Here is a 15,246-nt window from a genome sequence, read left to right on the forward strand (position 1 = left end):
GTCGCATAAACCCAATCTTTACCCCGCTGTTGCAGAACATAACTGGAACGGATACAACAACGTTCAGTCTTTGTTCCGATTCTCCCAGCGGGGCCTGCCATGCTGACGCGCAAGCAACACGAACTGCTCATGTTCATTCACGAGCGCATGAAGGAGTCGGGGATTCCCCCCTCCTTTGACGAAATGAAGGACGCGCTGGATCTGCGCTCCAAGTCCGGGATTCACCGGTTGATCACTGCGCTGGAAGAGCGCGGCTTCATCCGCCGCCTGCCCAACAGGGCGCGGGCACTGGAAGTGATCAAGCTTCCTGATTCGATGAATCCGTCGCTTGGCGGCCGCAAGGCACGCTTTGAGCCGAGTGTGATCGAAGGCAATCTGGGCCGGGTGGCGGCCCCACCGTCGCGCGCCGCGGGGGCTTCTGCGCAGCAGGGCGGCAGCGAACATGGCCGCTCGGTGAGCGTGCCGGTGATGGGGCGTATCGCGGCGGGTACGCCGATCGAGGCCATCCAGTCGCATAGCCACACCATCATGATCCCGCCGGAGATGCTGGGGGCTGGCGAGCACTATGCACTCGAAGTGCGCGGTGACTCGATGATCGACGCCGGGATTTTCGACGGCGACACCGTGTTGATCAAGCGGCAGGATGCGGCGAGCACCGGCGAGATCGTCGTGGCACTGGTCGATGACGAGGAAGCAACGCTCAAGCGCCTGCGGCGCAAGGGCAACTCGATCGCGCTGGAAGCGGCCAATCCGGCCTACGAGACCCGTATCTTCCCGCCCGACCGGGTGAAGGTGCAGGGACGGCTCGTGGGTCTCTTGCGCAAGTACTGAGGCGCATCGGGTCATCGATGGAGATTTGGGAGCCGATCCGGTTGGGTCGGCTCCTTTTCTTTGAAAACAGCAATGCGCCATACAGATTCTGGCTAGGGTGTGCTGGATAAAGGCGTTAGAATCCGCGCCGCCGCAGGGAAGCGTATTTTAGGAGCGGGATGTGACGAACGGGGTGGAGTGGGTTGCCGTCGATTGGGGCACCTCCAATCTGCGGGCCTGGGGGATCGACGCGGACGGCAATGCCGTGTTTTCACGCGCCTCGCCCCAGGGAATGGGCAAACTGACGCCCGACCAGTACCCCGCGGTGCTGACAGAATTGCTGGCGGATGCTGTCGATCATCCGGTCGATGCGCTGATCTGCGGCATGGCCGGAGCGCGCCAGGGCTGGCTCGAGGCGCCATATCTCGATGCTCCTTCCGAGCTCACTCACCTTGCCGCTGGCGCGGTCGCTCCCGCGATGCCGGGAAGCACCATTCGTCCGCGGATTTTACCGGGCATTTGCCTGCGCGACGTTGGCGCTGAGGACGTGATGCGGGGCGAGGAGACGCAACTGCTCGGTCTCGCGGCGTTGCGTCCGGGTTTTGACGGCCTTGTCGTCATGCCCGGCACCCACAGCAAGTGGGCCCTGCTCGAGGGCTCGCGCCTGACGCGGTTTTCGAGCGCCATGACCGGCGAAATCTATGAGGTGCTGAAGACCCACTCGGTTCTGCGCCACTCACTGCAGGGTGAGCTTGAGGGGCCGGATCGCGACACAGGCTTTGAGGCGGGGCTTGATCTCGGGCTTGATCGGCCGGACAGGCTGACGGGGTTGCTGTTCAAAGTCAGGGCTGGAGCCCTGCTGTCCGGACGGACCGCGCCGTGGTGTGCCGGGTTCCTTTCGGGCCTGCTCATCGGTGCGGAGATTGGCGGGCATCGCGACTGGATCGGCTCGACCGAGATCCCGTTGGTGGGCAGTGTCGCCATCTCTAAACTTTATCAGCGCGCTTTCCGGCGCATCGGAATCAGCAGCCGGATCGTGGACGCTACTGATGCGACACTGGCCGGCCTCAAGGCCGCAAGGCAGGGATAGACCATGGACCATCGCCACCTCATCGCCATTCTGCGCGGGATCACCCCGCCCGAGACCATCGCCGTATGCGAGGCACTGGTATCTGCCGGCATCACGTTGATCGAAGTGCCGCTCAACTCACCTGAAGCATTGCGCTCCATTGCGGACGCGGCCAAGGCGTTTGCAGGCCGTGCCGATGTCGGCGCCGGCACGGTGCTGTCGGTCGAAGATGTCGATACGGTCGCGGATGCGGGCGGTGTCTTTGTCGTTTCGCCCGATACCAACCCTGCAGTTATCGTGCGGACGAAGCAGCGCGGGATGGCCTCGTATCCGGGCGTGTTCAGCCCGAGCGACGCTTTCTCCGCCGTCCGGGCAGGTGCGACCGGGCTCAAGTTCTTTCCTGCCGAGGTGCTGGGACCTAAGGGGATCAAGGCGATGAAGGCGGTGCTGCCGCCCAGCGTGCCGCTCTATGCCGTGGGCGGCGCCAGCCCTGACAATTTTGGCGAGTATTTTGCTGCGGGTTGTGCCGGGTTTGGGCTCGGGACTTTTATCTATAAGCCGGGTATGACCGCGGCTGACGTCGCGGGCCGCGCAGTGGCAGCAGTTGCCGCCTATGATCAGGGAAAAGGCAAATGAACCTCAAGGCTGAACTCTTTTGCGATAGCCGGTGCGAGCTTGGCGAGGGGCCATTCTGGCATCCGCTGCTGGGCCGGCTGTTCTGGTTCGACATTCTCAACTGCACGCTGCTGAGCGCTAACGACCAGGGGCACATTGTCGACCGCATCACGTTCAAGGACTTTGTCAGTGCCGCGGCAGTGATCGACAAGGATACGCTGGCGGTTGTGCAGGCGGGTGCCCTCCTCCGCTATGATTTCCGCACGGATCAATCGACGACGATCGTCGACATCGAGCCGGACGTGCCGGGCAATCGCAGCAATGACAGCCGGGTGGATCGCTCGGGTGGGTTCTGGATCGGTACGATGAGCCGTCGCGGCGGTGGGGATACGGGCGCGGGTGCGGTCTATCGCTTCAAGAGTGGCGTACTGGAGCCGCTGATCGACGATATCACCATTCCCAATTCCATTTGTTTTTCGCCGGACGGCAAGATCGCCTATTTCGCGGACACGATGACGTCGAAAATCCTGAGTTGCCCGACAGATCCGGACACGGGTTTACCGGTTGGAGCTTGGACGGAGTTTGCATCGACGGTTGGACGTGGTGGCCCGGATGGCGCTGTCGTTGATTCCGCGGGCTTTTTGTGGAGTGCCCGGTGGGGCGCGTCCTGTGTGGTTCGGCATGCTCCCGACGGCAGCATCGACAAGATTGTCGAGCTGCCCGTGAGCCAGCCGAGCTGCCCTGCCTTTGGTGGCAAGGACTACAAGACGATGTTTATCACCACGGCACGCGAACACATGACGCCAGAGCAGCTGGAAAAAGAGCCGACTGCTGGCAGCGTCTATGCCATTGACCTCGATGTGCCGGGCCTGCCGGAGCCGATGGTCAAACTCTGAATGCGCCGTTAACCTTGATTGCGGCGGGACTGGGGCAATAGTTCGCCCTATCTCGCCACAACTCGCCAGGCGCGCTGCAGGGGCGGGATGGCGGAGCGAATCTCGAACTGGCGCTTGTCAGGCTGCCAGCGAAGCCAATGGGTGCCGCCCGCAGCGAGCGCACTGGCGTCGATAACTGTCTTGGCGCCGCAATCGGCAGGTGCCTCAATTCGCGAGATGACCAGGTCGGCGATCGGGCAGTCTTCGTAGAAGGCCGCCGGATCTTTGACGATGGCGACGCTGAAGCCGCGAGGGCTTGAGCCAAAGCAGCCGACGCTGTCGCACTTCATCAGCGCTGAGGGGCCCTCGATCTTGGCGTTGTAAGTATCTTGCCAGACGCCGACGGCGAAGCTTTTGCCCTTGCCCGTCACCAGTTCCAGATCGGTTGTGCCGCGGACGGCGACGGCTTGAGTCGTGTCGGCGATCAGCACATCGGGGGGCTGATCCAGCGCGAAGAGCAGCACGGTGGGGACCATCAGTGCCGGACCGATCAGCCGATGCCATGTGGGGAGAAATGCGAACCAGGCAAAGGCAACGAGCCCGATGCCAAGGGCCAGCGGGGTCAGGAGCGGACTGGCGTTTAGTGCACTGCTCCAGGACGCGGTAATGGTGGCGAGATCGAGCATGCGGTCGATTGACCAGCCGAGGACGACAAGTGGCAGGCTCTCCAGCCCGAACGGCATCAGCAGTGTGGCCACAAGAGCGGCCGGCATCATGACGAAGCCAACGAGGGGAAGCGAAAAGAGGTTGCCCAGAACGCCAAGGGGAGAGGTCTGCTGGAAGTGATAAACCGAGAACAGGACGGTGGCGAGCCCCGCGACAACGCTGGTCGCGACGATGCCACCGAGGTAATTGGCGAACCGGATGACCAGCGACTGATCCTTGCCTTCGGGCGGACGGACCAGTTCCCAGATGCCCACCAGCGCAATGACCGCCGCAAATGACAGCTGGAAGCTGGCGCGGAAAACGCTCGAGGGATCGGTGACGATGACGAGGAGCGCCGCGATTGCGACATTGCGCATGGTGAGGGCGCGGCGGCCAAACACCACAGCGCCGAGCACCAGCACGATCATGATGGTTGATCGCAAAGCGGCAACGTTGCCGCCCGAGATACCGTAGTAGCCCAGCGCCGCGATGATTGCGCCAATGGCGGCGAGGCGCTTGACGGCAATGCGCTGACCCATGCCCGGCAGCAGGGCGAGGCCGCCGCGCAGGGTGAACAGCACCAGCGCCGCGACGATGGTGAGGTGGAGCCCGGACACTGACAGCACGTGCGCGAGGCCGGCCACCGACATGGTTTCGCGGACCTGGTCGGTGACGGCGCTTTGATCGCCATTGATCAGGGCCCGCGCCACCCCGGCGGAGGGTTGCGAGAGGGTCTTATCGATGCGCGCGGCAATGCCCCGCCGCGCTGCATCGACGATGCGCTCTGGCGCCGTGCCGGAGCCGGGAGTGATGATCTCGACGGCCTGGGTGGCGTTGCCATAGGCGCCAATGCCATCGAAGTAGGCGTGAAACTGCGTGTCGAAGCCGTTGGGAAGAACAGGCCCGGGGACGGGGTAGAAGCGCACCGGCGCGCGGATGATATCGCCGGGGGCAAGCATAGCGCCCCTGGTGACAATGCGGGCGCGACGCACCGGCAAAGCCCGCGCTTTTTCGAGAGGAACGATGGCCGAGACAATGACCCTGGCCTCCTCGGTGGTCTCGGAGACGATTTCGTCGACCCGCATCTCGTAGGTGCCAAAGATGGGGCGGCTGAGCATGGTCGTGCCGAACAGCGCTGCATGTACTGCCAGCAGCGAGAAGCCGACCCAAAAAGCCGTTGCGATGCTGACAAGACGCAGCGCAAAGAGGTGCCGCCATGCGAACGGCGAGGCCGCGGCGAGGAGCGCAGCGCCAGTGGCGAGCGCTGCTGGATCTGGAGCGTTCGGCGTCAGCAGCGAAATTATGAGCCCGGCGATGATTGCGAACGGCAGCAGGATGAACAGCCGACGGTGTTCAAGCGCTGTGGTGAGGCTCTCGAGAAGGCCGTTGCGGCGTTGGACCTCGAGCAGTCCCACCGGCCCGTTTGGACGGCGCGGGGACGGCAGATAGGCACCGGGCAAATCCACAAGGATCGCCCGATCGCGCGCCTGCGCTGCCTCGACGTCCACCTGCGTCACTCGAGCGACCCTGCCCCCAGTGGTTCCAAAGCGAGTGTGGCACGGCGGGCGCGCGTGCGGCAACGATGGCCTGCCCTTGCGCTTGGGCCGTTCCGTGCTTACACACCCGCCAAACGCCTAATGTTCGAGGTAACTGGCTCCCATGTCCGCGCCCGTCGTCACCCGCTTCGCTCCCTCCCCTACCGGCTATCTGCATATTGGCGGGGCGCGCACAGCCCTGTTCAACTGGGCCTTTGCGCGGCACACCGGCGGCAAGATGCTGCTGCGTATTGAGGACACCGACCGGGAACGCTCGACGGATGGCGCCGTGCAGGCGATCTTTGACGGGCTGAAGTGGCTGGGACTGACCTGGGACGAAGAGCCCTATATGCAGTTCGCCCGGGCTGCCCGCCATGCCGAGGTCGCCAACGAGCTGCTGTCGCGCGGGCAGGCCTACTACTGCTATTGCTCGCAGGAAGAGCTGGCGACGATGCGCGAGGAGGCACGCGCCGCCGGTAAGCCGCCGCGCTATAACGGCTATTGGCGAGACCGCGACCCGTCGGAGGCGCCCGAGGGCGTTGCGCCGGTAATTCGCATCAAGGCGCCGCCGACGGGTGAGATCCGAGTGCACGACCACGTGCAGGGCGAGGTGGTTTTCAAATCCGAGAACCTCGACGATTTCATCATCCTGCGCTCTGATGGCACGCCGACCTATATGCTCGCCGTGGTGGTGGATGACCACGACATGGGCGTCACCCACATTATCCGTGGTGATGACCACCTGACCAACGCGGCCCGGCAGATCATCATCTACAACGGCATGGGCTGGACAGTGCCGGAGATGTCGCACATCCCGCTGATCCATGGACCGGATGGCGCCAAGCTCAGCAAGCGTCATGGCGCGCTGGGAGTGGAGGCCTATCGGCAGTTGGGCTATCTGCCCGAGGCAATGCGCAACTACTTGGCGCGGCTCGGCTGGTCGCACGGCGACGACGAGATCTTTTCGACCGAGCAGATGGTCGAGTGGTTCAGCCTCGAGGCGCTGAACAAGGGTGCGGCGCGGTTCGACTTCGTCAAGCTCGAGAACATCAACGGCCACTATATCCGCGAGGCGACGCCGGAGCGGCTCTTTGAGGTGATGCTGGAGACGGCCCAGGAAGTTGGCCGGCTGACCGACGTCGATGGGCTGCGCGCCAACCGGGCAACGGCCCTGGCCTCGCTGCCAGAACTGCAGCCGCGGGCCAAAACCGTGCTGGAACTTATCGATCTCGCCCAGTTCATCTATGCGGTGCGTCCGCTGACGATCGAGGCGGCAGCAGCTGACCAACTAACGGGTGAGGCACGCGGCAATATCGGCGCATTTATCGAGGTGTTGCGTGGGCTGAATGAGTGGACAGTCACGGCGATCGATGCGGCTGCCCGGGCCTTTGCGGAAGCGAGGGGCCTCAAGCTCGGCAAGGTGGCTCAGCCGCTGCGCGCCGCGCTGACAGGTCGCACCATTTCACCTGGCATCTTCGAAGTCATGGTGCTGATTGGACGGGACGAAACGCTGGCACGCCTACAGGACCAAGCCAGCTGATGGGGATCAGCATTTCTGATTAGGTCAGCGCTGTTCACCCACCTGTTGCAGTGCCTTGGTAGATACGTTACGCCAATCAGAACTGCCCCTTAACGACGATCCGGCCGCCCGTCACCTCCCTCGGGCCTCGGCCACAGAGGAGAGCGCATATGTCCGACAAAGTCGCCAAACTAACCATCGGGGACCAGACCTTCGAGTTCCCGGTGCTCTCTGGTTCGGTCGGACCTGACGTCATCGACATCCGATCGCTCTACGCCAAGACCGGGATGTTCACCTACGATCCGGGCTTTACCTCGACTGCAGCGACCGACAGCGCCATCACCTATATCGATGGTGACAAGGGCGAGCTGATGTATCGCGGTTACCCGATCGAGCAGCTGGCGGCCAAATCCAACTACCTCGAAGTGTGCTACCTGCTGCTCTACGGCGAGCTGCCGAACAAGGCGCAACTGGAAGACTTCACCGACCGGGTGACCAAGCACACGATGGTGCACGAGCAGATGCACTATTTTTATCGCGGCTTCCGCCGCGATGCGCATCCGATGGCCATCGTTTGCGGCGTGGTTGGCGCGATGGCGGCGTTTTATCACGACTCGACCGATATCAATGACGCGATGCAGCGCGAGATCGCTTCGATCCGCATGATCGCAAAGATCCCGACGATCGTCGCCATGGCCTACAAGTACTCCGTGGGGCAGCCCTTCGTGTACCCGCGCAACGACCTCGACTATGCGTCGAACTTCCTGCGCATGTGCTTTTCGGTTCCGGCCGAAGACTATGTGGTCAATCCCGTGGTCGCCAAGGCGATGGACCTGATTTTCACACTGCATGCCGATCACGAGCAGAACGCCTCGACGTCGACCGTGCGTCTTGCCGGATCGTCCGACGCCAACCCGTTTGCGTGCATCGCGGCTGGCGTCGCCTGCCTCTGGGGGCCGGCGCATGGTGGTGCCAACGAAGCGGCGCTGAACATGCTCAAGCAGATCGGTACCGTCGATCGCATTCCGGAATTCATTGCCAAGGCCAAGGACAAGAACTCGGGCTTCCGGCTGATGGGCTTTGGGCATCGCGTCTACAAGAACTACGACCCGCGGGCGACGGTGATGCAGCAGGCGGCCAACGAGGTACTCGAGCAGCTTGGTGCGTCCAACCTGTCGCCGACACTGCAGGTCGCCAAGGAACTTGAGAAGATTGCGCTCTCGGATCCGTATTTCATTGACCGCAAGCTCTACCCGAACGTCGACTTCTATTCCGGCATCATCCTCGACGCGATCGGTTTCCCCACCTCCATGTTCACAGCCATCTTCGCGCTCAGCCGGACTGTGGGCTGGATTGCGCAGTGGAAGGAAATGATCGGCGATCCGCAAAAGAAGATCGGGCGCCCGCGCCAGCTCTACAACGGCTCGCCGGTGCGCGACTACGAGCCGATCAGCAGTCGCTGATCGAGCAGGCCGAGCACACGCTCAGCAGGATCTTGAAGGGGTGCCTCCGGCGCCCCTTTTTCCATCAGGGCGCGGATTTCGCGAAAGCCTCGCAGCTGCGCGGCGATTGCATCAGGGGTTTCGAGCAGGTCTTTCAGGGCGCCCACGGCAATCTCTGGTTCGGGCTCTTCGGCAAAGAGCGCTTCGCCGACGATCTGCCTGCCAGCTACGATGTTAGGGAGCGCAATGCGAGGCGTACCTATCTTGGCGAACTCGACTGCCTGTCGCTGGTCGCCGACATAGGTGACGAGCATTGGGACGCCGGACATCGCGAGTTCCAGCGTGATCGTGCCGCTGACCGCGAATGCGGCAACAGCCTGCTGGAATGCGACCGTCCGTGCATCGCCGGTGACGATCTCGATCGGCACTTGCCATTGCGCCGTTTCCGCCCGCAGCCGATCTGCAAGGTAGGGCAGTGTAGGGATAGTGAAGCCGGATACTGACGGGTGGTCCGCCATCCGCTCCGCGACGGCACGGACCAGCTCAAGGTGACGGCGGAGTTCCCCTGCCCTGCTGCCGGGCAACAGGAGGAGCTGACCGCTTGCGGGCTGGTCCTGCCGCATGGGGTGCCGCTGCAGCGCGGGATGGCCGACGTAACTGGTGGGCGGGCCGCCGAGCCTCGCCATAGCGGCAGGCTCGAACGGCAGGACCGCCAGGACTTCATCGAAGAGCCCGCGCAGCGCAGGCGCGCGCTCGGGCTTCCAGGCCCAGACGGTTGGCGCCACGTAGAGCAGCGTTGGGACGGTGAGTCCGGCCTTGCGGATACGCTTCGCAACGAGCGTGGAAAAGACTTGCGAGTCAATCAGGACCACGACGTCTGGGCGGCTGGCGATGATGGCGCGTACGGTCTGGTGCAGGCGCCAGAGGAGGAGCGGTAGCCGCCTCAGGACGTCGCTCCAGCCCATGACGGCGATATCTGTGATGGGAAAGAGGCTGGTGAGACCCTCGGCTTCAAGTTCGGGACCGCCGACGCCGATTACCTCTATCTGGGCTTTGGAGCGCAGGCGCTGCACGAGGTCGGCGCCCAGGCGGTCGCCCGAGGCCTCCCCCGCCATGACGAACAGGCGGATAGGCTTAGTCATCGCCAGCGAGGCCGATGACACTTACGCCGTGGCTGCGGGCGGCTTCCACCAGCGGGGTGCGACTTAGAACGAGAGTGCGCCCGGCCTCTACTGCGATCACCGAGATGCCGGCTTCGGCGGCGGTTCGGACGGTATCGACTCCGATGGCAGGGAGATCGACATGCATGGGCTGTTGCGGCTTTTTGGCCTTGGCGAGCAGCAGTGTGCTCGTGCCTCCGCCCAGCAGCCCCTGCTCGCGATAGCGCCCGACCCGGCGCATTAACTCGTCGGTGCCAGCAACGTCTTCTGCTGCCACCACTCGGCTGCCCGATACGACGACCGCCTGGCCTAGGTCCAACCGGCCGATTTCGCGAGCGACGCCGAGGGCGAATGCGGCGACGGTAAGCGTGGCCTCCGTCACCGGCGGACCGGCAATGTGACCGCTTGCGGCAAGGAGGGTCTCTGAGACTTCGTGGACGCCGATGAGTTGCGCCCCTGACCGGGCGATCAGCGTGCGGGCGAACTGCGAGAGTGCCGCGTCGCCGAGCGCCGAGGCTCCGGTGAGGCCACCAAGACGCTCGCGCATCTGATCAGTCAGCATCAGGCCGCCGGCCATCACTACGTGACTGGCACCGAAGGCAGCCACATCAGCCAAGAGGCGCTCTGGATCGCGAGGGTCAGCCGATACGGTATCAACGCCAGGAAGCGTCTCTTGCGGCACGAGTGCAAAGACCCGAACGCGATCCCCCGCGCCAATCGCTGCTGCAACTACCTCGCCAACCAGCGAACCCGTACCAGCTAGAATAGCGAGCGCGCGCCCCATCAATCGTCGCTTGAGGCGTTGCCAGGCAGGCAGATAGGTCGATCGGCGGCTGAGGTTATGAACTTCACCACTTCCTGGACCAGCGGCTCATCCTGAAACAGCTTTGCTGCATCCTCCACCCGCTCCTGCAGCGTGCCCTCGGTTGAAAAGACCATGCGATAGGCTGCGCGCAGTGTGTGGATGGCCTCCCGGTCAAACTTGCGGCGCTTGAGGCCGACAAGGTTGAGGCCGGCAAGCCGTGCTCGATTGCCGACTGCCATGCCGTAAGGGATGACGTCGGAGTCGATCATTGAGTGTGCGCCAATGAAGGCGTGAGCACCGATACGCACAAACTGGTGGACGCCGCACATCCCGCCGAACGCGACATAATCACCGATCTTGCAATGACCGGCGATGCCCACATAGGCGGCAATGATGACGTGGTTGCCGATCTGGCAATCGTGCGCGACGTGGGCCGAATTCATGAGCAGGCAATCATCGCCGATGCGGGTCTCAAGACCGCCGCCGGCGGTGCCGGGGTGGACCGTGACGTTCTCGCGGATCTGGCAACGCTCGCCGATGACCAGCCGACTCTCTTCGCCCTTGAACTTAAGGTCCTGTGGGGGACTGCCGATCGAGGCAAACGGAAAAATCCGTGTGTCAGCACCAATGGCGGTCCAGCCACTGACTACGACGTGGGAGATGAGTTCTACCCTCTCCTTGAGGACAACATGCGCGCCCACATGGCAGAACGGCCCGACAACCACACCGTCGCCAAGCACCGCACCGGGCTCGACGATGGCCGTCGGGTGGATCGCATGTCTCATTGCTGGGTGCTCGGGCTGACCATGGCACCGACTTCAGCTTCGGCGATGACGACGCCATCGACAATTGCCTTGCATTCGAACCAGCCCATCGTCATCCGGCGCCTGAGCTTGCGGATGTGGTACTCGATCTGGTCACCAGGACGAGCCGGCTTGCGGAACTTGCATTTGTCGACGGTGAGCAAATAGACGATATGCTTTTCGCCGCTGGCGGCGCCAGCAGCAATCGCCATGGCGCCTGCGGTTTGCGCCATCCCCTCGATGATCAAGACACCGGGGAACACGGGCTCGCCGGGGAAGTGGCCCTGGAAGATCGGTTCATTGAAGCTGACATTCTTGATGCCAATCCCGGACTCTAGCCCATCGACCTCAATGATGCGATCGATCATCAGAAAGGGATAGCGGTGCGGCAGGTGCCTCAGGATGTCCCCGATATCCATCGAGGTCAGTTCCTTTTTCGGTGCGACCGGCGCCTCGTTCATAACAGTCACTCTAATCCCCTTTTGTTCAGTCGTCGCAACAGGATCATTTCACGCTGCCAGCCCTTGAGATCCTGCGCGGGATGACCGCCAACCGTCGCGCCCGCTGGCACGTCCTTAGTGACCACGGCGCGCGCTGACAAGACGCTGCCGTCCCCTACGCGCAAATGACCCGTGGTTCCGGAACCAGCCGCAAACATAACGCGATCGCCAACGATTGTGCTGCCTCCCATGCCGGCAGTCGCCGCCACCAGACAGAAGCGGCCGACGCGACAATTGTGGCCAATCTGCACTAGATTGTCGATCTTGGTGCCCTCACCAATAACGGTATCTCCGAGGGCGCCGCGATCAATTGTGCTGTTGGCACCCACCTCTACGCCATCCTGCAAGATAACGCGGCCCAACTGCGGTACCTTACGGTTGGTGCGGCCGAGTTCCAACCAGCCAAATCCTTCGCCGCCGATGCGTGCGCCCGCCTGCAGCACGACATTGTTGCCCAGGTGCGCACACTCGATGCTGACATTGGTCCCGATGACCGCGTTCCGCCCGATGGTGACGCCTCTGCCGATCACAGAGTTGGCGCCAATAATGGTGCCGCGGCCAATCTCAACGCCCGCCCCCAGTACGACGTTCGCCCCCAAGCGAACGCCTTCTTCGAGAAACGGCGCCGGACCTGTCCGATCCATCAGACCGGCCGCCACATCACGGGTTCCCAGTGGGTAGAGGCGATCAAGGATATCGACGAACAGGTCGTGGGGTTTGTCGGACATGAGGACTACGGCTGTCGCCGGAACATGTTCAGCAAGCGAGGGATGGATCACCACAACGCCGGCTTCGGTTACAGCGAGATCATCCGTGTAGCGAGCGGTTGCCGCCAGCGCCAGGTGGCGGGGACCTGCCCGATCCAACTCCTCGGCACCGACGAGAACAACACCTGGAAGGCGCCGGTCGCTCACCTGGGGCGCCCGCGGCAGCGTTGCCAGCACTGCACTCAGTGCAATGGGGCCAGATGAGGTGTGGAAGCGCGTATCAACCATAGCTGTCATTACACAACAAAGAGGCCGCGGGGCAACCGCGCCGCGGCCTCTTTAACCTTTGGATCTCCGCTTCCGGCAAAGCCGGGGCGAAACTAGAGCAGCTGCTGTAGGGTCAGCTGGAACACTTCGGTCTTGTCGTCCGTCGCCTTGTTCAGGATGTAGGCGAAATCGCCACGCAGCGGACCGAACGGGCTGTCCCAGATAACCGAGGCGCCAACGGACGCTTTCAGCTTCTGGTCGATACTGTCCGCGTCGATTGGGTGACCATTGAGGTAGCCGCTACCGTCGATCAACGCAGCGTCGGCCCAGATCGAACCGCGGATACCATAGGACTCCGGGATCACGGGGATCGGGAACTCGATTTCAGCCGACGCCGCAACATAGCCGGTATAGCCAAGGCCTTCGCCGGATGAAGCGGTCGGATCCAGCAGTGGTTGCATGATGCTGAAGCCGCGTACGAGGCTTGAGGCAGAGTGGAAGGTCTCGAGGGCGGTGATATCCTTACCGTCGAGAGCATTGATGATACCTGCCTGCCCCTTGATGCTGCCGATGATGTTCGCGTCAGCCAGAAGCGGCATGTAGTAGCGCGCCTTTACTTCAGACTTCACGAAATCATTCGACACATTGTCCCAGTCGCCATGGAAGTACTGTTGCGTCAGCGTTGCGTACAGCCCTTCCGTCGGGTGCTTAGTATTATCAAGCCCGTTATAGGTCGCGGTGTAGCCCAACCACTCTTTGGTGAAGACGTCACCGTCGGTCACGATGTCAGAGTCGCCGTTGCCGTCAGATACAGTCTTCTGCTCGATACCGGTCATTAACTGCACATCGATGTCGCGAGTGACCGGAAGACCAAAGCGGATCTGCCCGCCATTAGCCACGGTGCCGTACCGTGCACCCACGCCGTCGTCGGTCGTCTTGTGATAGAGATCGAAACCGGACGAGATCTTGAGGCCCATGAAGCGCGGTTCGGTGAAAGAGAAGGTGTAGCTCTGGCCCGTCTGCGACGCACTGATCGATGCCTTCACGTACTGGCCGCGACCAAGGAAGTTGCGTTCGGTAACCGAAACCTCACCCAGGAGACCCGAGTCCGAAGCATATCCGGCGCTCAGGCCGTAGTCGCCAGTGGACTGCTCTTCAACCTGGATGTTGATGACGACCTTGTCCGGCGCACTGCCAGCCTGCATGTCGAAATTCACTGTCTTGAAGAAGCCAAGAGCTTCGATTGCCGACTTGCCGCGCTGCACCATGGTGCGGTTGAAGGGGTCGCCTTCACCAAAATCCAGCTCGCGGCGGATAACCGCGTCACGGGTCTTGGTGTTGCCGGTGATGTTGATGCGCTCAACGTAGAGGCGCGCGCCCTCATCAACGAGGTATGTCACGTTGAACACGCCATTGGCTGCGTCGCGCTCGACGCGCGGACGCACGTCGGCGAAGGCATAGCCCTGCGACGTCGCCTCGACTGCCATGTCTTCCTGCGAGCGGTTGAGGTTCGCATAGGAATAGGTCTCACCCTTGCCAGTCCGGATCGTGCTTGCGAGCACGTCAGCGTTCAGGCCCGGGATTGACGTCTCAACCGCGACGCTACCGAAGCGATAGCGATCACCCTCGGAAATGGTGAAGTTCACGAAGTAGGCGCTGCGCGAGGTGTCGAACTCACCGACTGCCGAGGTGACCTTGGCATCGGGGTAGCCATGGTTGGCGTAGTAGAGTTCGATCAGACTGCTATCCGCCTGCAACTGCTCCTGACTGTAGGTATCGTCACGGAACAGCCAGCTGAACAGACCAGTCTCATGGGTGCGGATGATCGCCTTGAGGGAGCCGCTACCGATGGCGCTGTTGCCGGTAAAGTTAATCGCCGCAACGCCGGTCCGCTCGCCCTCATTCACAACGAAGGTGATGCGCGTGCGGCCGTTGTCTGACGCTTCGGTCTTGGCCGAAACTGAAACTTTATCAAAGCCCTTGGCCGCGTATGCGAGCCGGATGCTCTCAACGTCAGAAGCAAGGCTTTGCTCGGTGTAGCTGCCGCGTGCACCAACGTTCACCATGGCCAGCAGTGCCGCATCAGAGAACGCATTGTTGCCCTCAAACAGAACCGAAGACACCAGCTTCTGCGTTTCAGCGTGGGCGATTTCGACACCAACCAGCGGCGTTCCGGAACCCGCGAAGGGCGCCGCTACCAGCATGGCGAGCGCCAGAAATACTCCGCGCGTCAGCTTAATCGGGTTCGTCATGGTTCTAATTGCCTCGTGCGACCTACGCCAAGAATCGCCTCACAGCGCTCTCAGCTAACTCCATTGATAGCTTTTACTGTTTTTTTAACCACAGGCAAGCTGCGACGCCCCATTGGGTTAGCGAAAGATTGGTCCGCGTGTATTCCTGCAACACCTAGAAAACCAAGGTTATCCAAGGGTTA

General features: G+C 62.4%; 13 protein-coding genes. 6 read left to right on the forward strand and 7 right to left on the reverse strand.

Annotated elements, in window-relative coordinates; all coding sequences use genetic code 11:
* Positions 1-99: 99 nt before the first annotated feature.
* From lexA to ACO06J_RS06555, 4 genes are all read left to right on the forward strand, one after another.
* Positions 100-831, forward strand: a complete 732-nt coding sequence (lexA, locus tag ACO06J_RS06540) for a transcriptional repressor LexA (protein WP_421759900.1) — start codon at positions 100-102, stop codon at positions 829-831.
* A gap of 160 nt (positions 832-991) precedes the next feature.
* Entirely contained in the window at positions 992-1,900 is a 909-nt protein-coding gene (locus tag ACO06J_RS06545; RefSeq protein WP_421759901.1) for a 2-dehydro-3-deoxygalactonokinase, read from the forward strand.
* A gap of 3 nt (positions 1,901-1,903) precedes the next feature.
* On the forward strand, positions 1,904-2,515 hold the full coding sequence (locus tag ACO06J_RS06550) for a 2-dehydro-3-deoxy-6-phosphogalactonate aldolase (protein WP_421759902.1): 612 nt from the start codon (positions 1,904-1,906) through the stop codon (positions 2,513-2,515).
* Positions 2,512-3,390 (forward strand): SMP-30/gluconolactonase/LRE family protein, encoded by an 879-nt coding sequence (locus ACO06J_RS06555; protein WP_421759903.1) that lies wholly within the window; start codon positions 2,512-2,514, stop codon positions 3,388-3,390. The genes ACO06J_RS06550 and ACO06J_RS06555 overlap by 4 nt, the downstream gene beginning before the upstream one ends.
* Positions 3,391-3,437: 47 nt before the next feature.
* Here the strand turns inward: ACO06J_RS06555 and ACO06J_RS06560 are convergent, their stop codons facing one another.
* Positions 3,438-5,591 (reverse strand): ComEC/Rec2 family competence protein, encoded by a 2,154-nt coding sequence (locus ACO06J_RS06560; RefSeq protein WP_421759904.1) that lies wholly within the window; start codon positions 5,589-5,591, stop codon positions 3,438-3,440.
* A gap of 142 nt (positions 5,592-5,733) precedes the next feature.
* On the opposite strand from ACO06J_RS06560, the gene gltX reads away from it, so the two are divergent.
* Together gltX and ACO06J_RS06570 are read left to right on the forward strand one after the other, a co-directional pair.
* Complete coding sequence (gltX, locus tag ACO06J_RS06565; RefSeq protein ID WP_421759905.1) at positions 5,734-7,149, forward strand: glutamate--tRNA ligase; 1,416 nt, start codon at positions 5,734-5,736, stop codon at positions 7,147-7,149.
* A 149-nt stretch (positions 7,150-7,298) separates the two neighbouring features.
* Positions 7,299-8,591 carry a citrate synthase gene (locus ACO06J_RS06570; RefSeq protein ID WP_421759906.1) on the forward strand — a complete coding sequence of 431 codons (1,293 nt, stop codon included), beginning with the start codon at positions 7,299-7,301 and terminating at the stop codon, positions 8,589-8,591.
* On the opposite strand, the gene ACO06J_RS06575 is transcribed toward ACO06J_RS06570, so the two are convergent.
* From ACO06J_RS06575 to bamA, 6 genes are all read right to left on the reverse strand, one after another.
* Entirely contained in the window at positions 8,567-9,712 is a 1,146-nt protein-coding gene (locus tag ACO06J_RS06575; protein ID WP_421759907.1) for a lipid-A-disaccharide synthase, read from the reverse strand. The genes ACO06J_RS06570 and ACO06J_RS06575 overlap by 25 nt on opposite strands.
* Positions 9,705-10,514, reverse strand: a complete 810-nt coding sequence (gene lpxI, locus ACO06J_RS06580) for a UDP-2,3-diacylglucosamine diphosphatase LpxI domain-containing protein (RefSeq protein ID WP_421759908.1) — start codon at positions 10,512-10,514, stop codon at positions 9,705-9,707. Before lpxI ends, ACO06J_RS06575 begins: the two co-directional genes overlap by 8 nt.
* Positions 10,514-11,320: an acyl-ACP--UDP-N-acetylglucosamine O-acyltransferase gene (gene lpxA, locus ACO06J_RS06585; RefSeq protein ID WP_421759909.1), complete on the reverse strand. Its 807-nt coding sequence runs from the start codon at positions 11,318-11,320 to the stop codon at positions 10,514-10,516. The genes lpxI and lpxA overlap by 1 nt, the downstream gene beginning before the upstream one ends.
* Positions 11,317-11,799 carry a 3-hydroxyacyl-ACP dehydratase FabZ gene (gene fabZ / locus ACO06J_RS06590; protein WP_421762459.1) on the reverse strand — a complete coding sequence of 161 codons (483 nt, stop codon included), beginning with the start codon at positions 11,797-11,799 and terminating at the stop codon, positions 11,317-11,319. Before fabZ ends, lpxA begins: the two co-directional genes overlap by 4 nt.
* Before the next feature lie 5 nt (positions 11,800-11,804).
* Positions 11,805-12,833: a UDP-3-O-(3-hydroxymyristoyl)glucosamine N-acyltransferase gene (lpxD, locus tag ACO06J_RS06595; protein ID WP_421759910.1), complete on the reverse strand. Its 1,029-nt coding sequence runs from the start codon at positions 12,831-12,833 to the stop codon at positions 11,805-11,807.
* A 92-nt stretch (positions 12,834-12,925) separates the two neighbouring features.
* Positions 12,926-15,064, reverse strand: coding sequence for an outer membrane protein assembly factor BamA (gene bamA, locus ACO06J_RS06600; protein WP_421759911.1), 2,139 nt, complete (start codon positions 15,062-15,064; stop codon positions 12,926-12,928).
* Positions 15,065-15,246: the final 182 nt, after the last annotated feature.

It is taken from the genome of Devosia sp., from assembly GCF_965229025.1.
Taxonomy (GTDB): domain Bacteria; phylum Pseudomonadota; class Alphaproteobacteria; order Rhizobiales; family Devosiaceae; genus Devosia_A.